This is a genomic window from Allobosea sp. OK403 (assembly GCF_900113835.1).
In the GTDB taxonomy this organism is placed as follows: Bacteria; Pseudomonadota; Alphaproteobacteria; order Rhizobiales; family Beijerinckiaceae; genus Allobosea.
In genome coordinates this window covers 658,109-679,237 of sequence record NZ_FOQV01000003.1, presented here as the reverse complement: position 1 = coordinate 679,237, position 21,129 = coordinate 658,109, and the positions used below count along the sequence as shown (strand labels likewise).

The 21,129-nt window shown below is 66.8% G+C and carries 21 protein-coding genes; 14 read left to right on the top strand and 7 right to left on the bottom strand.

Annotated features, from left to right (window positions below; all coding sequences use genetic code 11):
• The first annotated feature begins 4 nt into the window (after positions 1–4).
• Positions 5–952 (top strand): penicillin-insensitive murein endopeptidase, encoded by a 948-nt coding sequence (mepA, locus tag BMZ97_RS14385; RefSeq protein ID WP_092170485.1) that lies wholly within the window; start codon positions 5–7, stop codon positions 950–952.
• 296 nt (positions 953–1,248) lie between these two features.
• Here the strand turns inward: mepA and BMZ97_RS14380 are convergent, their stop codons facing one another.
• A complete protein-coding gene (locus tag BMZ97_RS14380) occupies positions 1,249–2,376 on the bottom strand; it encodes an extensin-like domain-containing protein (RefSeq protein WP_092170482.1) in 1,128 nt (375 codons plus the stop codon).
• 298 nt (positions 2,377–2,674) lie between these two features.
• On the opposite strand from BMZ97_RS14380, the gene BMZ97_RS14375 reads away from it, so the two are divergent.
• Complete coding sequence (locus tag BMZ97_RS14375) at positions 2,675–2,902, top strand: DUF2798 domain-containing protein (RefSeq protein ID WP_092170480.1); 228 nt, start codon at positions 2,675–2,677, stop codon at positions 2,900–2,902.
• A gap of 1 nt (position 2,903) precedes the next feature.
• Complete coding sequence (locus tag BMZ97_RS14370) at positions 2,904–4,148, top strand: amidase (protein WP_092170477.1); 1,245 nt, start codon at positions 2,904–2,906, stop codon at positions 4,146–4,148.
• Between the two features lie 476 nt (positions 4,149–4,624).
• On the opposite strand, the gene BMZ97_RS14365 is transcribed toward BMZ97_RS14370, so the two are convergent.
• Positions 4,625–4,939, bottom strand: a complete 315-nt coding sequence (locus tag BMZ97_RS14365) for a hypothetical protein (protein WP_092170474.1) — start codon at positions 4,937–4,939, stop codon at positions 4,625–4,627.
• Positions 4,940–5,133: 194 nt separating this feature from the next.
• Between BMZ97_RS14365 and BMZ97_RS14360 the strand changes: the two genes are divergently transcribed.
• The 3 genes from BMZ97_RS14360 (at position 5,134) to BMZ97_RS14350 (ending at position 7,696) form a co-directional block, all read left to right on the top strand.
• Entirely contained in the window at positions 5,134–6,114 is a 981-nt protein-coding gene (locus tag BMZ97_RS14360) for a Tim44 domain-containing protein (RefSeq protein ID WP_092170471.1), read from the top strand.
• Between the two features lie 144 nt (positions 6,115–6,258).
• Positions 6,259–7,065 (top strand): 4-hydroxy-tetrahydrodipicolinate reductase, encoded by an 807-nt coding sequence (gene dapB / locus BMZ97_RS14355; protein WP_092171446.1) that lies wholly within the window; start codon positions 6,259–6,261, stop codon positions 7,063–7,065.
• Between the two features lie 10 nt (positions 7,066–7,075).
• Positions 7,076–7,696 (top strand): alpha-ketoglutarate-dependent dioxygenase AlkB family protein, encoded by a 621-nt coding sequence (locus BMZ97_RS14350; RefSeq protein ID WP_092170468.1) that lies wholly within the window; start codon positions 7,076–7,078, stop codon positions 7,694–7,696.
• 98 nt (positions 7,697–7,794) lie between these two features.
• On the opposite strand, the gene BMZ97_RS14345 is transcribed toward BMZ97_RS14350, so the two are convergent.
• The 3 genes from BMZ97_RS14345 to BMZ97_RS14335 all read right to left on the bottom strand — a co-directional run bounded on the left by BMZ97_RS14345 (position 7,795) and on the right by BMZ97_RS14335 (position 11,874).
• Complete coding sequence (locus BMZ97_RS14345) at positions 7,795–8,415, bottom strand: trimeric intracellular cation channel family protein (protein ID WP_092170466.1); 621 nt, start codon at positions 8,413–8,415, stop codon at positions 7,795–7,797.
• A 3-nt stretch (positions 8,416–8,418) separates the two neighbouring features.
• On the bottom strand, positions 8,419–9,033 hold the full coding sequence (gene grpE, locus BMZ97_RS14340; RefSeq protein ID WP_092170463.1) for a nucleotide exchange factor GrpE: 615 nt from the start codon (positions 9,031–9,033) through the stop codon (positions 8,419–8,421).
• Positions 9,034–9,141: 108 nt separating this feature from the next.
• On the bottom strand, positions 9,142–11,874 hold the full coding sequence (locus BMZ97_RS14335; protein WP_244546441.1) for a [protein-PII] uridylyltransferase: 2,733 nt from the start codon (positions 11,872–11,874) through the stop codon (positions 9,142–9,144).
• Between the two features lie 371 nt (positions 11,875–12,245).
• On the opposite strand from BMZ97_RS14335, the gene BMZ97_RS14330 reads away from it, so the two are divergent.
• From BMZ97_RS14330 to BMZ97_RS14310, 5 genes are all read left to right on the top strand, one after another.
• Positions 12,246–13,217, top strand: coding sequence for an aliphatic sulfonate ABC transporter substrate-binding protein (locus tag BMZ97_RS14330; RefSeq protein WP_092170460.1), 972 nt, complete (start codon positions 12,246–12,248; stop codon positions 13,215–13,217).
• Positions 13,218–13,232: 15 nt separating this feature from the next.
• Positions 13,233–14,075 (top strand): ABC transporter permease, encoded by an 843-nt coding sequence (locus BMZ97_RS14325; RefSeq protein ID WP_092170457.1) that lies wholly within the window; start codon positions 13,233–13,235, stop codon positions 14,073–14,075.
• Between the two features lie 12 nt (positions 14,076–14,087).
• Complete coding sequence (locus BMZ97_RS14320) at positions 14,088–14,870, top strand: ABC transporter ATP-binding protein (protein WP_092170454.1); 783 nt, start codon at positions 14,088–14,090, stop codon at positions 14,868–14,870.
• 210 nt (positions 14,871–15,080) lie between these two features.
• Positions 15,081–15,590, top strand: coding sequence for an OsmC family protein (locus BMZ97_RS14315; protein WP_092170452.1), 510 nt, complete (start codon positions 15,081–15,083; stop codon positions 15,588–15,590).
• A 177-nt stretch (positions 15,591–15,767) separates the two neighbouring features.
• Positions 15,768–16,769 carry an alpha/beta fold hydrolase gene (locus BMZ97_RS14310; protein WP_092170449.1) on the top strand — a complete coding sequence of 334 codons (1,002 nt, stop codon included), beginning with the start codon at positions 15,768–15,770 and terminating at the stop codon, positions 16,767–16,769.
• A 42-nt stretch (positions 16,770–16,811) separates the two neighbouring features.
• Here the strand turns inward: BMZ97_RS14310 and rmuC are convergent, their stop codons facing one another.
• Entirely contained in the window at positions 16,812–17,999 is a 1,188-nt protein-coding gene (gene rmuC, locus BMZ97_RS14305) for a DNA recombination protein RmuC (RefSeq protein WP_092170446.1), read from the bottom strand.
• Positions 18,000–18,113: 114 nt separating this feature from the next.
• On the opposite strand from rmuC, the gene BMZ97_RS14300 reads away from it, so the two are divergent.
• From BMZ97_RS14300 to truA, 3 genes are all read left to right on the top strand, one after another.
• The gene (locus tag BMZ97_RS14300) at positions 18,114–18,635 is read left to right on the top strand and encodes a peptide deformylase (RefSeq protein ID WP_210188256.1); all 522 of its coding nucleotides are present in this window, start codon (positions 18,114–18,116) and stop codon (positions 18,633–18,635) included.
• A 34-nt stretch (positions 18,636–18,669) separates the two neighbouring features.
• On the top strand, positions 18,670–19,599 hold the full coding sequence (fmt, locus tag BMZ97_RS14295) for a methionyl-tRNA formyltransferase (protein WP_092170441.1): 930 nt from the start codon (positions 18,670–18,672) through the stop codon (positions 19,597–19,599).
• A gap of 135 nt (positions 19,600–19,734) precedes the next feature.
• Positions 19,735–20,472: a tRNA pseudouridine(38-40) synthase TruA gene (gene truA / locus BMZ97_RS14290; protein ID WP_092170439.1), complete on the top strand. Its 738-nt coding sequence runs from the start codon at positions 19,735–19,737 to the stop codon at positions 20,470–20,472.
• A 42-nt stretch (positions 20,473–20,514) separates the two neighbouring features.
• Here the strand turns inward: truA and BMZ97_RS14285 are convergent, their stop codons facing one another.
• Entirely contained in the window at positions 20,515–21,102 is a 588-nt protein-coding gene (locus BMZ97_RS14285; protein WP_092170436.1) for a hypothetical protein, read from the bottom strand.
• Positions 21,103–21,129: the final 27 nt, after the last annotated feature.

Here is a 21,129-nt window from a genome sequence, read left to right as displayed (position 1 = left end):
GCCAATGCGCGTCCTGAATCGCCGAATCGCCGCCGCCTTCGTCCTGCTCCTGGGCATCGTCGTCCCCGCGCTCGCCCATGCGCAGGACACGGCTGATGAGGAGGCGCGGCGCCGCGCCGCCAATATCGCGGCCTTTCCCGATGCGGCGCGCGCGCTCTTCGGCCAGAAGACCGCGCCGGCGGATATGCGCGCCCGTGCCATCGGCTCCTATGCGCGCGGCTGCCTGGCGGGCGCGATGGCCTTGCCGGTCGATGGGCCGAGCTGGCAGGTGATGCGGCTCAACCGTAACCGCAACTGGGGCCATCCGGTCCTGATCGACTATCTCGAAAAGCTCGCCCATGACGTGCCGAAGATCAATGGCTGGCCAGGAATTCTGGTCGGCGACATCTCGCAGCCGCGCGGCGGGCCGATGCTGACCGGCCATGCCTCGCACCAGATCGGCCTCGACGCCGATCTCTGGCTGACGCCGATGCCCAGGGAGCGGCTCGATCGCAACGAGCGCGAGAACATGCCGGCCGTCAACATGGCTCGCGCCGACTGGCGCGACATCGATCCGAAGAACTGGACGCCGGCGCAGACCAAGCTGATCAGGACCGTCGCCAACGAGCCGCGCGTCGAGCGCATCTTCGTCAATCCGGCGCTGAAAGTGGCGCTCTGCCGCGAGGCCGGGAGCGATCGCGCCTGGCTCAACAAGGTCCGGCCGATGTGGGGCCACAACTACCATTTCCATGTCCGGATGGTCTGCCCGGCGGGAATGGAGGGCTGCCAGGGGCAGGAGCCGCCCAATTTCGGCGATGGCTGCGGCGAGGAGCTCTCCGGCTGGATCGAGCGCCAGCGCACTGCTTTCTTCGCGCCGAAGAAGCCGCGCACCGGCCCGGCGCCGAAGCCCAAGCCACCGATGTCGCTCGACGCGCTGCCGGCCGAATGCCGGCAGGTGCTGGTGTCGCGGTGAGGCTTGGTTATTGACCCGACCGTGATCCTCAGGCCGCGTCTTCGGCGTAAATATCGGCGGGTTACGGCTCAGAACAAAACGCGGCGTCGTCCTGGGCGACCGGAGGTCGTCCCGGGATCCATCGTAGGGCTCCGGAGCCTTATGATGGATCCCAGCGCTCCGCGGAGTTTATCCTTGGGCCGATCGAAGATCGGACCCGAGGGCTTCGGCCAGGATGACGGCGCGGTTGAGCGATAGGCCGTTCGCCAGAATTTGCGACGGCTAGGCTCGCATGTGAAGACTGGCCGAAGCTTGCGCTACCGGCGCTGTGTCCGCCCCGAGCTATAGGCGAACGGATCGTTCTGCGGCGTGATCACGGGCTTGGCCTGCTCCATGCCTTCCTGGTCGAGCACGCCGGTGCCCTCGTCGTCGCCGACGATGATCTCTTCCGTCGGCGGCACCGAGCCCGGCAGCGTCAGCGGGCCGCGCTGTTCGCTCGGCAGCGGCTGCGGCCGGTAGCGCGACTGGTTGAGCGGCTCGCTTGTGGGCTCCTCGATGAAGTGCCGCTGCGTGTCGAGGCTCTGGCCGCCGCGGTTCGTCGCCACGGGATAGCCGCCCTGTACCGAGCCCGGCGGCCGCAATCCGTCGCCTGGCTGGCGCAGCATTGGACCGCCGGCGATGAGCGCCCCGATCTCGTCGCGCTGCTCGCGCGGCTGCTCGGCCGAGCGGAACGGACGCGCCGGATCGGGGGGCGGCAGATTGTAGTTCGGGGTGTATTTGATGACCGGGTTGCAGATGTGCCGACCCTTGGCATGCCGGGCCAGGTCGATATGGATATGGTCGTAGTGGAACACGTTCGAGCCCGGCCCGAGAACGGTCGAGAAGTTCTCGCAGGCGCCGACGAACACTTCGCGCAGGAAGTTCTGCTCCTCCGGCGAGCCGCGCCAGCCATCCTTGACCGTGATGTTGCGCCCGTCATTGAGCCGGAAGGAGAACACGTCCAGCGCATTGCCATAAGCATGTTCGGAGGTGCGGCTGGTGCCGGTGCCGTTGTTCATGGCGCGGCAGGAATAGGAGCCGGCGCGCATCTCGATGACCTGCGCGCCAAGAACGTTCTGGGCGGCCGGCTGGACGACTTCGGCGAGCCATTTGTCGGTGGTCGCGACGACGGGGCAGGCGAGCGTGGCCGAACTTGTCAGCCCGATGCCGCCATTGGCGAAGGCGGAGACCTTCAACGGCTTTTCCATGCCGCAGGTGCCGGGGCCGTCTATGGGTTTGCTGCGCAGGCTGACATAGGAGGAGAGCTGCACCTGGCGCGAGGCCAGGCACTCCGCTTCGGCCTGGTCACGCCAGGCCGCACGCTGCGGCTTCTGGAATTTTCCGCAGCCGGCAAGGCCGGCGCCGATCACGCCAAGAGCGATGAGGGTGAGGTGAACGCGTCGCATGACCGATCAAATGCGACCCGTTTGGTGAACGGTTTCTCAACCGCCTGAGCCCGCCACGCAACAGCTGGATTAACTTTGGCGCTGCGGTTAACAGGGGCTTAAGGCACTGTCGAAGCCTGTCCAAAGGTCATCTGATGCCTCAGTTACCCCGGGACGAGGGGGGAAACGCCGGCGATGGCGAGGCCGAAGAGCAGCCAGTCGCAGCGAGATCACAGCAGGCGGCCATGCCGGAAAGCAGGCTGGTGCGGCTGGCATGCCGCATGCGAGACAGCATGAAAGGTTCCGGAGATCGTAACCCATGACAGGCAAGGCCCGTTTCATCTTTCCCGTGCTCATGGCCGGCGTCATGGCCTTCCTGATGACGGCGCTGGTGACCTATCTCAATCTCGGCTTCCCCCCGGATTTCGTGGCGCAATGGCTGCACGCCTTCGTCATCGCCTGGCCCTGCGCGGCCGGCGCCGCCTTCCTCGCGATCCCGCTCGCGCGGCGAGGGACTGCCCTCATCGTCAAGGTCATTGGAGAATAGCATGCAGAGCTTGCGCGACATCCTGCGCCGGATTGCGGCGGGCGAGATCACGGCAGCAGGCGCGCTGGCGCTGAGCGCCGCGCGGATCACTGAGTCCGAGCCGTCCATCCAGGCCTTCGCCAGCCGGCCGGCCGAGCTTGTCGCGGCGGCGGGTCCGCTCGCCGGCATTGCCTGCGGGGTCAAGGACATCATCGATACAGCCGATCTGCCGACGCAGATGGGCTCGGTGATCTATGAGGGCTGGCGGCCGCGCTCCGATGCACCGATCGTGATGATGCTGAAGGGGGCCGGCGCGACCGTCGCCGGCAAGACCCACACCACGGCCTTCGCCGCCAGCGATCCGGCGCCGACCCGCAATCCCCATGACCTCCGCGCGAGCCCCGGCGGGTCCTCGGCGGGCTCGGCCGCGGGCGTGGCGGCCGGCATGATCCCGCTCGCCATCGGCACGCAGACCGGCGGCTCGGTGATCCGGCCGAGCGCCTATTGCGGCGTGGCCGGCATCAAGCCGTCCTATGCGCTGCTGCCGACAGTCGGCGTCAAGCCATTCTCCTGGTCGCTCGATACGCTGGGCCTGATGGCGGCGCGTGCCGATGATCTCGGCCTGGCGCTCGCGACGATTACGGGCCGACCCGAGCTTGATGCCACAGCGGCGGAGCTGAAGGGCCTGCGCATCGGCGTGACCCGGCAGGATTTCGCCGGCGCGCCCGAGCCGGCGGCTGAGGCGGCGTTGCTGCGCTTCTGCGAGATCGCGACCGGGGCGGGGGCGCAAATCGTCGAGCTCGAAAGCCCGCAGGCCCTGTCGGAGGCTTTTCATGCCCACGTGCCGCTGCAGGGCTACGAGGCGACGCAGGCTTTGGCTTGGGAATATGCCGAGCATCGCGAGCAGATCGCGCCGAAGCTGCGTGCCTATCTCGACGGCGCCCGCAGCGTCACGCCGGCGCAATATGACGAGGCGCGTCGGGTCTCGCGACGTGGCCGCGACGCGGCCCGCGCCTTCTTCGGCCAGGTCGACGTCGTGGTGAGCTATGCCGCCCCCGGCGAGGCGCCCGACACGCTGGCCTCGACCGGCGATGCCCGCTTCAACCGGCTCTGGACCCTGCTCGGCGTGCCATGCCTGACGATCCCGGTGATGCGCGGCCCGCGCGGTCTGCCGGTCGGGATTCAGGTCATAAGTGGATTTGGCGCCGATGATCGTGTCATCGCAGCGGCAAAGGCGCTGGAAACGCGTGTTGAACCAATCCGCTAAGCGAAACTGTCCCCAAAACAATTCAATGCTTTAATCAAATTTTAGCCATACTCTTGGCTGCGCCCTCGTCTCGTCACGTTGCCGCCCCCTTGCAGCCTTCGCCAGTTCTGCTAGCCTTGCGACAGGTCAATGACACAGGAGGATGTGATGAGCCTCACGCTACGTCTCGACCGTTTGGTCATGGGTGCGGCCTTCATTTTCATGATGGCAATCGTGCTGGGAGCGTTCTGACAAACGTCAGTCTCGAGTCGAATGGACCACAAGAGCCTTTGACGAGCGCCGCCGGGAAACCCCCTGGCGGCGCTTTCGTTTAGGGGCTTTGATTATGCATCGGCTTGTCCCGAAAACCGGTTCCCACGTTTCGAGCCGATACTCTAGAGCGTGTCCGCGTTTCCCCGAATCGCGGACACGCTCTAGCTCCTTGTTTTATCGCATTTTCTTCACGCGAACCGGTGTCCACTTCGCTCGAAAATGCTCTAGCTTTCCGGGCAGGGGTTCTCGGTGACCTCCCAGGACATCATGTTGATGACCCGGCCACAGGCGGCCAGTCGCCGTCCCTGCGTCGTCCTGATGCAGGCGGTGGCGCCTTCGGCGATCTTGCGGCCATCGGTCCAGCAGTAGCAGAGCGGTTCGGGCGACTGCGCCAGACGCGGCGGATCGAAAGGGATGGCGCGGTCTTCGGCCCGGGCTGGCGCGCCGAACAGGAGCAACAGGGCCAAGGCCGCAAGCCAAGGCTGCAGCAACCAAGGCGGCAGCAGTGCCGGAACCAGTCCCGATGAGATCCTGCGCATGGCTCGATCCCTCCGCTGCCGGCTGAGCCGGTCAAGCAGAGCGAAACTAGCACGACTCCAGATGGCCCTCAAATCCTTTGCCGGAGAGAACTACGACTTTAGTCGTAGATACTTGGCGAGATCGGTCTTGTAACCGCAATGATGGCCGACCATATTGGCTGCAAGAGAGCCCAAGGCGGGCTCCGGGAGGAACCATGTCTTTGATTTCGCTCGCCCGGCGTGGCCGGGCCATCGCTTTTCTCGCTGGTGCGCTGCTGATCGTCCCCGTGGTCGCTGAGGCGCGGCCAGGCGGTGGCAAGAGCTTCGGCAGCCGCGGCTCGCGCACCGAATCGGCGCCGTCGCGCACGGATACGGCCCCCAATGGGGCGCAGCCCTTCCAGCGCAGCGCGACGCCGTCGCCTGCCGCTCCGATGGCGGGTGCCGCCGGCGGAGCCGCGGCCGCCCAGGCGGCCCGGCCTTCGATGGCGCGCAACCTGATGATGGGCCTCGGCGCCGGCCTGCTCGGCGCGGGCCTGTTCGGCATGCTGTCGGGCTCCGGCTTCTTCGGCGGCCTGGCCTCGCTTGCCGGTGTTTTCGGCTTCCTGATGCAGATCGCTCTGATCGGCGGCCTGATCTGGCTGGCGCTCCGCTTCTTCCGCCGCCGCTCCGAGCCGCAACTGGCCGGTGCCGGCGCGCCGCTTTCGCGCGAGACCTATCAGCCGCAGGCCCAGAATCAGGCTGCCCGCATGGGCATGATGGGCGGCGGCTCCGCCGCGCCGCAGACCCAGCCGATCCAGCTGACGGGCGAGGATTTCAACGCCTTCGAGCGCCTGCTGACAGAGGTCAACGCGGCCTATTCGAATGAGGACGAGGCCGGCCTGCGCCAGCGCGTCACACCGGAGATGTTCGGTTATTTCGACGAGGATCTCTCGGGCAACGCCAGCAAGGGCCTTGTCGACCGTGTCTCCGACGTCAAGCTGCTGAAGGGCGACCTCGCGGAAGCCTGGCGCGAGGGCGATGCCGATTACGCTACGGTCGCGATGCGCTTCAGCCTGATCAACGCGCTGTATGAGCGCGCCAGCGGCAAGGTCGTCGATGGCAACGCCACCGTTCCCCAGGAGGTCACTGAACACTGGACCTTCCTGCGTACGCGGAGCGGCGCCTGGAAGCTCTCGGGGATCCAGGCCGCAGCCTGATCCAGCGATACCGAATGATGGGACGGCCGGGGCAACCCGGCCGTTTTTCGTTGGAGCCGGGTTTTGGGTGTCGCGCCTGTCCGATTCGTCCTATAGGCGGGCGGATAGGCCAACCTGCTTTCCGGAGTTCTTCTCATGAGCGACATGCGTCTTGTCGTCGTCGGCGCCGCCGGGCGCATGGGCCGGATGCTGATCAAAGCGATCCATGAGACCCCGGGCTGCGTCCTGTCGGCTGCCGTCGAGCGGCCGGGTTCCGGTGTGGTCGGGCAGGATGCCGGCTTGCTCGCCGGCTTGCCCGCCTGCGGTGTCGATGTCACCGACGAGGCCCTGCCGGCCTTCGTCGAGGCCGAGGGCGTGCTCGATTTCACGACGCCTGACTCCACGGTCTCCTTCGCTGCCCTCGCCGCGCAGGCACGCATTGCCCATATCGTCGGCACCACCGGTCTGGAGCCGCAGCATCTGGCGCAGCTGGAGGCCGCCGCCCGCCATGCCGCGATCATCCGCTCCGGCAATATGAGCCTCGGCGTCAATCTGCTGGCCGGCCTCGTGCGCAAGGTCGCGGCCACGCTCGGCACGGATTGGGACATCGAGATCGTCGAGATGCACCACCGCATGAAGGTCGATGCGCCCTCGGGCACGGCCGTGATGCTGGGCGAGGCGGCGGCAGAGGGCCGGGCGGTCGATCTGGCTGAGGCCCGCGTCGCCGTGCGCGACGGTCACACCGGCGCGCGCCAGCCCGGCACGATCGGTTTCGCGGCGCTGCGCGGCGGCACTGTGGTCGGCGACCACAAGGTGATCTTCGCCGGGACCGGCGAGCGGCTGGAGCTCTCCCACATCGCGGAGGATCGCAGTCTCTTCGCACAAGGGGCGGTCAAGGCCGCGCTCTGGGGCAGGGGCCGCAAGCCCGGGCTCTATTCAATGGCCGATGTGCTCGGGCTCGACAGTCTCTGAGCATCTCGGCATGACGCGGCTCGCGATCGCGCCCGGCGTGGTCCATTGGCCGGGCTATCTCCCGGCTGAGGCGCAGGCCGCGCTGGTCGCCGATCTGCGCGAGGTGGCGCGGCAGGCGCCCTTCTTCTCCCCGCGCATGCCCAGGACCGGAAAGCCCTTCTCGGTGCGGATGACCAATTGCGGCTCGCTCGGCTGGGTTTCCGACGAGCGCGGCTACCGCTACCAGCCGCTCCATCCCGAGACGGGCCTGGCCTGGCCACCGATGCCGGCGCTGCTGACGCAGGCTTGGCGGGAGCTTTCGGATTATCCGCATCCGCCCGAGGCCTGCCTGGTCAATTTCTATGAGGCGAGCGCCAGGATGGGTTTGCACCAGGACCGCGACGAGCAGGATTTCGAGGCGCCGGTGCTGTCATTGTCGCTGGGCGACACCGCCATGTTCCGCATCGGCGGCACGCAGCGGGGCGGCAAGACGGTGTCGCTGAAGCTTGCCTCGGGCGATGCCTTGCTGTTCGGGGGGGAGGCCAGGCTCGCCTATCACGGCATCGACCGCATCCTGGCGGGCTCGTCGAGCCTGCTGCCGCAAGGCGGGCGGATCAATCTGACATTGCGGCGCGTGACCAAGCCAGCATGACGCCCTCCGTCATTGCGAGCGAAGCGAAGCAATCCAGGAGGGCTTGTCTCTCCCTGGATTGCTTCGTCTTTCGCTCCTCGCAATGACGATTGACGTCGTCAGGACGATCCGGAGCCAGGCAGGTTCGGGAAGGACCAGCCGAACAGGATCGATCCAGCCCGCAGGCCGAAGGTGGTCACGATGCCGACAAGCATGACGATGACCGGTTCGATCACCAGGCTCGACAGAAGCGCGGTCATCGCTGCCCCTGCGGCTGCGGCCGTGACGTAGAAATCGCGGCTCCACAGCACCATGGGCCGGTCGCCGGCCAGGATGTCGCGCAAGATGCCGCCGAAGGAGGCGGTCATCGCGCCGAGCGCGATCGCTGACAGGGGCGAGATGCCGACATCGAGCGCCTTCAGCGTGCCGGCAACGGCAAAGAGCGCGAGCCCGGCCGAGTCGGCCCAGATCAGCAGGCGCTTGCCGGCCCAGCCATCCAGCATGCCGGGCCTGAAATAAGCGGTGGCCCAGGCTGCAAGCGCGACGCCCGAGCAGACCAGGACATCGGAAGGATCACGCACCCAGAAGACGATGCGCCCGAGCAGAAGATCGCGCAGCGTGCCGCCGCCGACGCCGGTCACCGTCGCGAGCAGGATGAAGCCGAACGGGTCCATGCCCTTGCGGGTCGCGACCAGCGCGCCAGTCAATGCAAAGACGGCGACGCCGGCGGCTTCGAGCACGTCTCAGTGGCCGGATGGGGTGCTGCCGGAGGTGTCCGGGGTCGAGGGTTCCTGCGGCTTGGGCGCGCCGGCCGAGACGCCGACCAGGGCCGGCCGCAGCACGCGCTCGCCGATCTTGTAGCCCGACTGCACGACCTTTGAGACCATGCCCTTGGGCGTTTCGACATCGGGCGCCTCGAACATGGCCTGATGCAGGTTGGGGTCGAACTTCTCTCCCTGCGGATCGATCTTGCGCACGCCGTGGCGCTCCAGCGTCTTCAGCAGGTCGCGCTCGGTCAGCTCGACGCCCTCGATCAGCGCCGCCAGTGCTGCTTCGGCTTTGGTGCGCGCGGCTTCGGGCACGCTCTCCAGCGCGCGGCGCAGATTGTCGGCCGAGGCCAGCATATCGCGGGCGAAGCTCGTCACCGCATAGGCCTTGGCGTCGGAGATCTCGCGCTCGGTGCGCCGGCGCAAATTCTCCATGTCGGCCAGCGTGCGCAGCAGCTTGTCCTTGAAGTCGTCGCGCTCGGATTCCAGCCGGGCGAGATTGGCCTCGGCATTGGAGGCGGCTTCATTGGCCAGTTCCTCGCTGGTCGCGGTGTCGATCTCGGGCTCTTCTTTCGCAGGCTTCTGCGTCATGGCGTCATCCAATTCCAAATAGATCGCAATTCCAGGCGGATCGGGGGCCGGCGCACGCGAAGGGCGCAACGGCGTTCCGGGCCGATATCGGACTTGTCGCCTGCGAAATCAAGCGCGTGCGGGCGCTTTGGCCTTGGCCGCGGCCGGCTTGTCGTGATCGAAGGCGAAGACGTCGAGCAGCGCTCTGCGGATGGCGAGCTGGCGCGCGGTCGAGACGATCTTCGCCGCCGTCAGGTCGGTGACGTAGAACACGTCGACCGCCTTCTCGCCGAAAGTGGCGATATGGGCCGAAGCGATATTGAGGTTGAGCTTCCCGATCGCGGTGGTCAAATCGTAGAGCAGGCCGGGCCGGTCGAGCCCCGAGACCTCGAGCACGGTGTGGCGGGCCGAGAGCACATTGTCGATGATGACCTCGGGCGCGAGCTGGAAGGTCTGGCCGCGCGGCGGCGGAGCGCGGCGCTGCGCCACCAGATCCGCGATCTTGATCTCGCCCTTCAAGGCGCGCTCGATCGCGGCCGCGATCCGCTCGGCCCGGCGCAGTTCGTCGTCGTCCCGGTCGAAGGCGCGCGAGACCGAGATCGTGTCGAGCACGAGCCCGTCGGTGGTGGTGAAGATCTGCGCGTCGGCGATGTTGCCGCCGGCGGCTGCACAGGCTCCGGTGACGATCGCCAGCAGGCGCGGATGGTCAGGCGCCAGGATGGTGAGTTCGGTGATGCCGCGGAACTGGTCGGTCTCGACGGCGGTCGCTGTGGTGCGGCCCTCGCTCTCGGCCTGCCGCAGGAAGCGGGCGTGCTTCTCCTGGCGGGCGAGGTCGGTCTTGATCCAGTAGGGCGGATAATGGCGGGCGAGATAGGCGTTGCGCTCGGTCTCAGGCCAATCGGCGAGCTGTTCCTTCAGCGCATCCTGCTTCTTCTCGACGCGGGCCTTGCGCTCGATCACGGAATAGCCGCCGGCGAGCACGATCTCGGTCTCATAATAGAGCGTGCGCAGGAGTTGGCCCTTCCAGCCGTTCCAGACGCCGGGGCCGACCGCTTTGATGTCGGCGACAGTGAGGATGAGCAGGAGCTTCAACCGCTCCAGCGTCTGCACGGTGGCGGCAAAGGTCTCGATCGTCTTGGGGTCGCCGAGATCGCGGCTCTGGGCGACGGTCGACATGTCGAGATGGTGCTCGACCAGCCAGGCGACCGTTTCGGTCTGCGCCTCGCTCAAGCCCAGCCGGGGGCAGAGCTTGCGGGCGATCTTGGCGCCGGCGATCGAGTGGTCCTCGAGCCGGCCCTTGGCGATGTCGTGCAGGAACAGTGCGACATAGAGCGCCCGGCGGTTGGCGACCGTCGGCATGATCTCGTTGGCGAGCGGATGCTCGATTTCGAGCACGCCGGCATCGATCTCCGCCAATACGCCGATCGAGCGGATCAGGTGCTCGTCGACCGTATAGTGATGATACATGTTGAACTGCATCATCGCGACGACGCGGCCGAAATCCGGGATGAAGCGTCCCAGCAGCCCCGATTCGTTCATCCGCCGCAGCACCGGTTCCGGCGAGCGCCGCCCGGTCAGGATCTCCAGGAAGATGCGGTTGGCTTCGGGATCGTGGCGCAACTGCGCCGTTACCAGCCGCAGCGACTGCGTCACCAGCCGGCTGGTGTCGGGGTGGATGGCGATGTCGTCGCGGCTGGCGATCTCGTAGAGCCGCAGCAGATTGACCGGATCGCGCCGGAAGGCGTTGTCGTCGATCACGTTGAGGCGCTGGCTCTTCAGCGTGAAATCGGGGTGGCCGAGCGCGCGCACGCGTTTGCGCTTGGCAAAGGAGCCGAGCAGGCGCGAGAGCGAGGCGCGCGGCTTCTGCTGGCGCGCCTCCAGCGCCGCACAGACGATGGCGGTCAGATCGCCGACGTCCTTGGCGACGAGGAAATAGGCCTTCATGAAGCGTTCGACCGGCGCCTGGCCGCTGCGTCCGGCATAGCCGATCGCGGCGGCGACCTGGCGCTGGAGGTCGAAGGACAGGCGCTCCTCGGCCCGGCCGGTGATGAAATGCATCCAGCAGCGCACGCGCCAGAGGAACTCCTCCGAACGCTGGAACATCACGAGTTCCTTGCGGTCGAACAGGCCCGCAGAGACCAGCTCGCTGACATCATCGACGCGATAGGCGTATTTCGCGATCCAGAACAGGGTGTTTAGGTCGCGCAGGCCGCCCTTGCCGTCCTTGACGTTGGGCTCGACCAGATAGCGCGAGGTGCCGGCGCGGCGCACACGCGTCTCGCGCTCGGCGAGCTTGGCCTCGGTGAAGGCGGGCGCCGTGCCCTCCACCACCTCGGCCCCGAAGCGGCGCACCATCTCGTCGAAGAGCGATCTGTCGCCGATGAGGAAACGCGCTTCGAGCAGCGCGGTCCGGATCGTCATGTCGGCGCGCGCCTCGCGCATGCAGTCATCGATCGAGCGCACGGAGTGGCCGACCTTCAGCTTCAGGTCCCAGAGCGGGTAGAGCATCGCCTCGACCACGCTCTCGCCCCAGGCGGTCTGCTTGTGCGGGAACAGGAACAGCAGATCGACATCGGAGCCCGGCGCTAGCGTGCCGCGGCCATAGCCGCCGACCGCGACGACGGCGATGCGCTCGGATTGCGACGGGTTGACTGCCTGATAGAAATGCTCGCTCGCCGCGATATGCAGGCAGGCGATGATCCCATCCATCGTCGCGGAAATGCGCTCGGCGCAGGCTAATCCGTTGCGCGGGCCGGCGAGCAGATCCTTGGCCGAGGCGTGGCCTTCCTCGAGCACGCCGCGCAGATGCGCCATCAGCGCCTGGCGCATCTCGGCGGTGGAGGGTTTGCCCAATCGGACGATGAGGTTCGCGACGGCCCGGGCGGGGTTCTCCAGCACCTCGGCGAGCGCGAGGCGCGGCTGATCGGCGACGGACGACACGGCGGCTCACCCTCGATTCCGGGCCATGCGGCCTCGGCCCACTCCGCTCGTTAACATGCCGGCGGGATTCGCAAAGCAGATAAATTGTACATCGCAAATATGTTCAATTCGCAATTCAACATCACCAGATGTCGTGTTTGACAAACAGAACGAACGGACCTAAAAGACGGATACGCGCCGATTTGAGCCAGCAGCTTGCGGGCGCGAAATAAGTGCAGCTAAAGCGTCGGGGCCAAGGGCAGGCTTGCGAGTCTGTCCCGATCCCTGCGCGTCATCGCAACAAGGGATCGATCATGAGCATCATCACGCGCCGCCTCGCCATCGCCGGTTTCGCCGCCGCCTCGCTCGCTCTGGGTGCCACATCCGCCTTTGCGCAGGCCCCCAAGGAAATCCGCATCGACTACGCGACCTACAACCCCGTCAGCCTCGTGCTGAAGGAGCGTGGCATCCTCGAAAAGGCGCTCGCCCCCGAGGGCATCGCCGTGCGCTGGGTCCAGTCGGCCGGCTCCAACAAGGCGCTCGAATTCCTCAATGCCGGCTCGCTCGATTTCGGCTCGACCGCGGGTGCCGCCGCCCTGATCGGCAAGATCAACGGCAACCCGATCAAGTCGATCTATGTCTATTCGCGGCCGGAATGGACGGCCCTGGTCACCGGCGCCAAGAGCGAGATCACCAAGGTCGCCGATCTCAAGGGCAAGCGTGTCGCCGTGACGCGTGGCACCGACCCGCATATCTTCCTGGTCAGGGCGCTGGCCGAGGCCAAATTGACCGAGAAGGACGTCAAGCTCGTCCTGTTGCAGCATGCCGATGGCCGCCTTGCTCTGGAGCGCGGCGATGTCGACGCCTGGGCCGGGCTCGACCCGCTGATGGCGGCGGCCGAGGTCGAGAGCGGCGCAAAACTCTTCCACCGCAAGGCGCAGGACAACACCTGGGGCATCCTCAATGTCCGCGAGGCCTTCGCCAGCGAAAACCCGGCCCTCGTGCGCAAGGTCATCGCCGCCTATGAGGAGGCCAGGGCCTATGCGCTTGCCAATCCCGCCGAGCTGAAGAAGGCGCTGGTCGACTACACCAAGCTCTCGGATGCCGTGATCGAGCGCCAGCTCACCCGCACCGAGCTGACGCATTCCAGCATCGGCCAGGCTCAGGCCGATACGATCATCGCCGCAGGCCTTGCCCTAAAGGAAGCCGGCGTGCTGCCCGCGACCACGGATGTGAAGGCGGTCGTCGACGATCTGCTCGACCGGCGCTTCGCCGCGACGAACTGAGGCGATCGAGGCGCGATGAGCACGCTGGAGATCGCGGCTGCGACGCAGGCGAAAACTCCGGGCTCGCCCGGCGCCAGTTCTCGTCGCCCCAGTTCTCGTCGCCTCGGTCTCGCCGGCTGGCTGCTGCCGATCGCGCTCGCCGCGCTCTGGGAGCTTCTGGTCCGGGCCGGCATCGCCAATGGCCGTCTGATGCCGCCGCCCAGCGTGGTCGGGCGGACGCTCTGGGGCCTGGCGGCCTCGGGCGAGCTCCAGACCCATGTCACGGCGACGCTCTGGCGCGTCGCCGCCGGCTTCGGACTGGGCGCGGGCGTCGGCACGGTTCTGGGTGCGTTGACGGGCGCGCTGCCCGTCGCGCGCGGCTTGCTCGATCCGACGCTTCAGGCGCTGCGGGCGATTCCCTCGATCGCCTGGGTGCCGCTCTTCATCCTGTGGTTCGGCATTTTCGAGGCTTCGAAGGTCGCGCTGATTGCGGTCGGCGTGTTCTTCCCGGTCTATCTTGGAGTGGCGGCCGCGATCCAGGGTATCGATCGCAAGATTGTCGAGGTCGGTCGCGTCTTCCGGCTCGGCCGGCTCGCTATGGTCCGGCGCGTCCTGCTGCCGGCGATCCTGCCGGCCTGGTTCACCTCGCTGCGCTCAGGGCTAGGCCTCGGCTTCATGTTCGTGGTCGCAGCCGAGATCATGGGTGCGAGCGAGGGCCTTGGCTACCTGCTCGTGGACGGCCAGCAACTCGGCCGCCCCGACACCATCATCGCGGCCATCATCAGCTTCGCCGTGCTCGGCAAGCTGGCCGACGGGCTGCTGCTCGCCATCACGCGGCCCTTCCTCGCCTGGCAGGATCTCGGCCGCGACACGCTCTGAAAGGCATCCCCGATGCTGAGCTTCGATACCCTCTCGAAAACCTATGCCGACGGCACGCGTGCCTTGTCGGCGATTACCGCCAGCGTGGCGGCGGGCGAGATTCTCGCCCTCGTCGGCGGCTCTGGCTGCGGCAAGACCACATTGCTGCGTTTGATCGCGGGCCTCGACCAGCCGAGCTCCGGGCGCATCCTGCTCGATGGCGAGGCGATCCTGGAGCCGCGCGCCGATGTCGGCGTGATCTTCCAGGAGCCGCGATTGTTCCCCTGGCTCAGCGTCACCGACAATGTCGCTTTCGGGCTCTCGCATCTCTCCGCCTTCGAGTGTGAGGGGCTGGTGACCAATGCGCTCGTCCGCGTCGGGCTCGCCGGCTATGAGAAGCGCTGGCCGCGCGAGCTCTCCGGCGGCCAGCAGCAGCGCATCGCCATCGCCCGGGCGCTGATCACACGGCCGAAATTGCTGCTGATGGACGAACCCTTCTCGGCGCTCGACGCCACGACGCGCGCGAGCCTGCACGGCCATCTGCTGGCGCTCTGGGAGGAAAGTCGGCCGACCGTGGTGATGGTCACGCATGACGTCGAGGAGGCGGTGACCCTGGCCGACCGCATCATCGTGATGCAGCCCAAGCCCGGCCGCATCTTCGACGAACTCGACAACCCGCTTGCCCGCCCGCGCGACCGGCTCTCACCCGCCTTCGAGGCGAGCAAGCGCGAGGTTTTGCGCACGCTCGACCGTTCGCTGCGGGACGAAGAGCCGCAGCAGCACAAGACCGCCGAGACGGCGGGGATGTGGTGGTAGGGCGCTGCCCGGCCTTGCGCCGGCGGCCTCAGATCACGTCGCATTCGGACGGAACCGTCCGAATGCGAGAAACGTGATCGATTCTAAGAGTTTAGAGCATTGCTCAAGCGAAAACCCGGTACCCACTTTTTCGCGCAATGCTCTGGCCTGATCGGGTGGGCAGCATTATCTGCAACGGGCATCGTCGCTTGTCCCAAGAAGGTTGAAACCATGGACGTCACAGCCCTGCGCGCCCTCCAGGCCCCGCTCAAGGACCAGTATCGCGAGACGCCCGATGCGGCCGTCATCACGCTGAAGGCGCGCGGCGAGCTCGACGACCAGCACATCGCCTGCAAGGTCGAGACCGGCCGCGCCATCGCGCTTGCCGGCCTGCACCCGGCGACGGGTGGCTCGGGCGCCGAGCTCTGCTCCGGCGACATGCTGCTCGAGGCGCTCGTCGCCTGCGCCGGCGTGACGCTGAAGGCGGTTGCGACCGCGCTCGAGATCGAATTGAAGAGGGGCACCGTCCGGGCCGAGGGCGATCTCGATTTCCGCGGCACGCTCGGCGTCGCCAAGGACGCGCCCGTCGGCTTCAAGGCGATCCGCCTCTCCTTCGACGTCGAGACCGACGCCCCGCAGGAGAAGCTCGACACGCTGCTGAAGCTGACCGAGCGCTATTGCGTGGTGTTCCAGACCTTGAACGTGAAGCCGGAGCTCTCGGCGGCGCTGACGCGCGGCTGAGGCTACAGCGGTTGCCGCAGTGTTCGCTCAGCGGATCGTGATCTGGGCCGGGCGAGATGGCGGAAGCCGGGCTGGCCGTCGCAGACTATCAAGGCGATTCTAAACGTTTGAGAGCATTGCTCTTGCGAAAAACCGGTACCCACTTTTTCGCGCAATGCTCCGAGGGAAGGACGGCCCATGCGTATCGCCACCGCAGCCGCCATTCTGCTTGCCCTGGCGGCGCCGGCCAGCGCCCAGCAAGCGGGCGTTGCCACCTATGGGCCCCGGCTGGAAGGCTTCGACTATGCCTATCCGGTCAAGATCCACGGCTTCACCTCGCAGCGTCAGCCGCTCGAGATGGCCTATCTCGACATTCCGGCGAGCGGCCAGGCGAATGGTCAGACCGTCATGCTCCTGCATGGCAAGAATTTCTGCGCCGGAACCTGGGACGCGACCATCAAGGTCCTGACGCAGGCCGGTTACCGCGTCGTGGCGCCCGACCAGATCGGCTTCTGCAAATCGTCGAAGCCGGCGGGCTACCAGTTCAGCTTTCAGCAATTGGCCGCCAATACGGCAGGGCTGCTGAAGGAGCTCGGCATTCAGCGCGCCATCATCGTGGGGCATTCAATGGGCGGCATGCTCGCGGCCCGCTATGCGCTGGTGTATCCCGGGACCGTCGAGCGCCTCGTGCTGGTCGATCCTCTCGGGCTTGAGGACTGGCAGGCGAAGGGCGTTCCCTATGCCACGCTCGACGCAGCCTTTCAGGGCGAGCTGAAGACGAGCTTCGAGGGCATCAAGGCCTATCAGCAGCGCTTCTACTACAACGGCAACTGGAAGCCCGAATACGACCAATGGGTCGCGATGCTCGCGGGGATGTATGCCGGCGACGGCAAGCAGGCGGTCGCCTGGAACCAGGCGCAGACCTCCGACATGGTCTTCACCCAGCCGGTCGTCCATGAATTCCCGAATATCCAGGTGCCGACGGCCCTGATGATCGGCGGCAAGGACCGCACCGCCCCGGGTGCCAACCGCGCCACGCCCGAACTGCAGAAGACGCTCGGCCTCTATCAACAACTTGGACGGGAGGCCGCCAAGGCCATTCCCAATGCGCGGCTCATCGAATTCCCCGAACTTGGCCACTCCCCGCAGGTCGAGGCGCCCGAGGAGTTCCACAAGGCGCTGCTCCAGCTGCTCAAATAAGGGGGTGCTCAAGTAAGGGTCAGAGCGCCGACGAGGCCAGCCTCACTCCGCCGCGGCCTTCAGCGCCAGCCCCTTGGCGAAGGGCAGCGCCGGCTCGGCTGCCTTGGCGTCGTCGAATTCCAGAGCGCCGATCCTCTCGCCGCGGCTGGCGATCTTGCCCGCCGAGGTGCGGATGCCGGAGACATCCTCCTGGGCCTGGCGGAAATGCTGGTCGAGTTTCTCGGCCCGGTCGCCGAGGCGGCGCACATCGGTGAGCAGCTTGCCGACCTCGGTCTGGATCACCTGCGCCTCCTCGCGCATGCGGGCGTCGCGCACCAGCGACTGCATCAGCTGGATCGCGAGCGCCAGCAGCGAGGGCGAGACGATCATGATCCGGGCGCGATGCGCCTTCTGGATCACGTCGTCGAAATGCTCGTGCAGATCGGCATAGATCGACTCGGATGGCACGAAGAGCAGGGCCAGGTCCTGCGTCTCGCCCGGCAGGAAGTAACGCTCGGCGATGTCCTTCACATGCACGCCGACATCATTGCGGACGCGCACGCCTGCGGCCTTCTTCGCCTCGTCGCCGCGTGCCTCGCGCAGCAGGGTGAAGCTCTCCAGCGGGAATTTCGCGTCGATCACCAGGCCGCGCCCGTCGCCGGGCAGCGTCACCATGCAGTCGGGCCGCTTGCCGTTGGAGAGCTGGGGCTGGAAGGCGAAGAAGGCGGCGGGCAGCCCGTCGCGGATGATCGCCTCCATGCGACCCTGGCCATAGGCGCCGCGCGCCTGCTTGTTCGAGAGTACGTCCTTCAGCGTCACCACCTCGGAGGTGAGGTCAGTCAGGTTCTTCTGGGCGGAGTCGATGACGGCGAGCCGCTCCTGCAATTTGCCGAGGCTCTCGGAGGTCTGGCGGACATTCTGCTCCAGCCCGGCGCCGACCTGCTGGCGCAGACCATCCATCCGCTCGGCGACGAGGCGGGCGAGATCGCCCTGCCGCGTCGAGAGGATCTCGGCCATCGACTGCAGGCGGCCTGACAGCTCCGCCTGGTTGCGGTTCATTTCGGCGACCTTGTCGTCCATCTCGCGGGCGCGCTCAGCCGCCATGGCGGCCTCGAACGCGCGCCGTGAGGCGCCGCGCCAGGACGAGATGACGACCAGCAGGAGCAGCAGGAGACTCAAGCCCGCGAAGCCGAGCGCGGCCTCGGCCCAGGTCACGGGACGGTCGAGCAGGATGAAGGCGATCTCTTTCATCGGAAAAGCCTAGCAGATTCGGGCAGGGAATTCGAACGAAAGCGGAACAGTTTGACCGCTTGCACACAAGTGCTTATGTCGCGGCAACCTCGAAAAATTCCGCGCAGAGCCCCCATGGCCATTCGTCCACTCGTCATCCTGCCCGATTCCGTCCTGCGTCAGGTTTCTGCGCCGGTCGATACGATCACTCCCGAGATCAAGACGCTCGCCGCCGACATGCTGGAGACGATGTATGACGCGCCCGGCATCGGGCTCGCCGCGATCCAGATCGGTGTGCCCAAGCGCATCGTGACGATCGATCTCTCGAAGAGCGACGACGAGGAGAAGGTCCCGATGGTCTTCGTCAATCCGGAGGTGATCTGGACGTCCGAGGAGACGAATGTCCATGAGGAGGGCTGCCTCTCGATCCCCGAATATTACGAGGAGGTCGAAAGGCCTGCTTCGATCAAGCTGCGCTATATGGATCTGGACGGAAAGACTCAGGAGATTGCGGCCGAGGGCCTGCTCGCCACCTGCCTGCAGCATGAGGTCGACCATCTCAACGGCGTGCTGTTCATCGACTATCTGTCGCGGCTGAAGCGCGAGCGCGTGACCAAGCGCTTCGCCAAGGTTGCCAAGCGCGAAAGCGCGGCGTGAGTACGAAGACTATGGTTGGGGTAAAGTTCAGCGTATGAGTTTACGCGTCATCTTCATGGGCACGCCCGATTTCGCCGTGCCGACCCTGACCGAGATCATCGGGCAAGGCCACGAGGTCGTGGCCTGCTACACCCGCGCCCCGGCACAGGCTGGGCGAGGGCTCGATCTCAAGCCCTCGCCGGTGCAGCGCGCCGCCGAGCGCTTCGGCATCCCTATCTTCACGCCCAAGACCCTGAAGTCGCAGGAGGCGGTCGAGGCCATCGCCTCGCATCAGGCGGATGTCGCGGTCGTCGTCGCCTATGGCATGATCCTGCCCCAGGCGATCCTCGATCTGCCGGAGCTCGGCTGCCTGAACCTGCACGCCTCGCTGCTGCCGCGCTGGCGCGGCGCGGCCCCGATTCAGCGCGCCGTCATGGCCGGCGATGCCGAGAGCGGCGTCTGCGTCATGAAGATGGAAGCAGGCCTCGACACCGGCCCTGTCGGCATGGTCGAGAGCCTGGCGATCGGTCCGGACATGACGGCGGACGAATTGCACGACCTGCTGGCGCCGCTTGGAGCGGATCTGATGGTGCGCGCGCTTGCGGCGCTCGGGCGCGGCGGCTTGCGCTTCACGCCGCAGCCGGAGGAGGGCGTGACTTACGCTGCCAAAATCGGCAATGCCGAGGCGAAGTTGAATTGGGCGCGCCCGGCCAAACAGGTGCATGACCTCGTGCGCGGTCTCTCGCCCTTTCCCGGCGCCTTCGCCGAGGTCGATCTCGGCAAGGGTCCGGAGCGGCTGAAGATCTTGCGCACGGCACTGGCAGGCGGGGCGGCCGAGCCCGGCACCTTGCTCGACGGCGAGGGCACGGTCGCTTGCGCGGAAGGCGCGGTGAGGCTGCTGCAGGTCCAGCGCGCCGGCGGGCGGCCTGTCACCGGGGCGGAATTCCTGCGCGGCGCCAGGTTAGAGCCCGGCGGTAAGCTCTGACATGGCAGCATTTCCCTCCACGTCATCCCGGATCGGCGCGGCGGAGCCTGTCCTTGGGCCGGCCGAAGGCCGGACCCGAGGGCCGCTTGTCCGGGATGACGGCGCGCATGATGGTTTGCGGGGCGCTCGATTCTGATGCCGCGCTACAAGCTCGTCATCGAATATGACGGCACGCCGTTCTCGGGTTGGCAGCGCCAGCTCAACGGGCCGTCGGTGCAGCAGAGCGTCGAGGAATCGATCGAAGGCTTCTGCGGTCATGCCGTGCGCCTGCATTGCGCCGGCCGCACCGATGCCGGGGTGCACGCGACGCATCAGGTCGCCCATGTCGATCTCGACAAGGACTGGCGCAGCGACGTCGTGCGCGACGCGACCAATGCGCGGCTGAAGCACCTGCCTGTCGCCGTCGTCAGCGCCGAGATCGTGCCCGACGATTTCGACGCCCGCATCTCGGCGAAGCGACGCTATTACATCTACCGCATCCTCGACCGCCGCGCCCAGCCGACGCTCGATCGCGACAGGCTCTGGCATGTTCCGATCAGGCTCGACCACGAGGCGATGGACCGCTCGGCCAAGGCCCTGCTGGGCCATCACGACTTCACCACCTTCCGCGCCGCCGAATGCCAGGCCAACAGCCCGATGCGCACGCTGGACCGCTTCGACGTCCGGCGCGAGGGGGCCGAGATCGTGGCCTATGTCCATGCCCGCTCCTTCCTGCATCATCAGGTCCGCTCCATGGTCGGCTGCCTGAAGATGGTCGGAGCCGGGCGCTGGCCCGAGAACAAGCTCGGCAAGGTCCTGGCTGCGCGCGACCGCTCGCAATGCGCGGCGCTGGCGCCGCCCTCGGGGCTGTATCTGGCGGGCGTGGATTACTAGGCTTGTGCCGCATTGGCGTTTTCGCGCCGCGGCGCGCTGACGCTAGAAGCCCCACAATCCCAGCTGCTTCGCCACAGCGAACTGGCCCAGAAAGCTCGCGCAGACGATCATCAGGGGAAGCCCGCCTTCCGCGCCGAGCGTTGCTTTGGCCGCAGCATAACGCAGGCGGGCGACGATCACCGCGAAGCCGAACCATTGCATCGTGGCGATGGTCGGCGTCGACCAGCCGATGGCGTAGACCATGGCTGGCACGGCGAGCAGCCCCGCCGCGAGGATCTCCGTCCAGTTCCAGGCGATGATGAAGCCGAAGAGAGCGGGTGATCGTACCAGGCGCGGGGCGAGCGCGATCAGCAGGCCGGGGACGCAGAGGAAGGCGGCGGCTTGCGACGCCAGCACCGCGACGACCAGCGGGGGCGAATGGAACAGCCCTTCGGCGTTGGGCAGGCCCGACATGGCACGTTCCGCCGCCAGGACCGCGATCACGGCTGGCAGCGTCAGCACGGCTGCGCCATAGGACCGCAGGAAGCCTTCGCTCGACAAATCGAGTTCGGGAAGCGCCTTGGCGCCTTGCGACATCAGACGCCACGAGCCGCGCAGAGAGCGCGCCACATCATCGGCAGCAAGCGCCATGGCCGACACTCCAATAAACAACCTTAG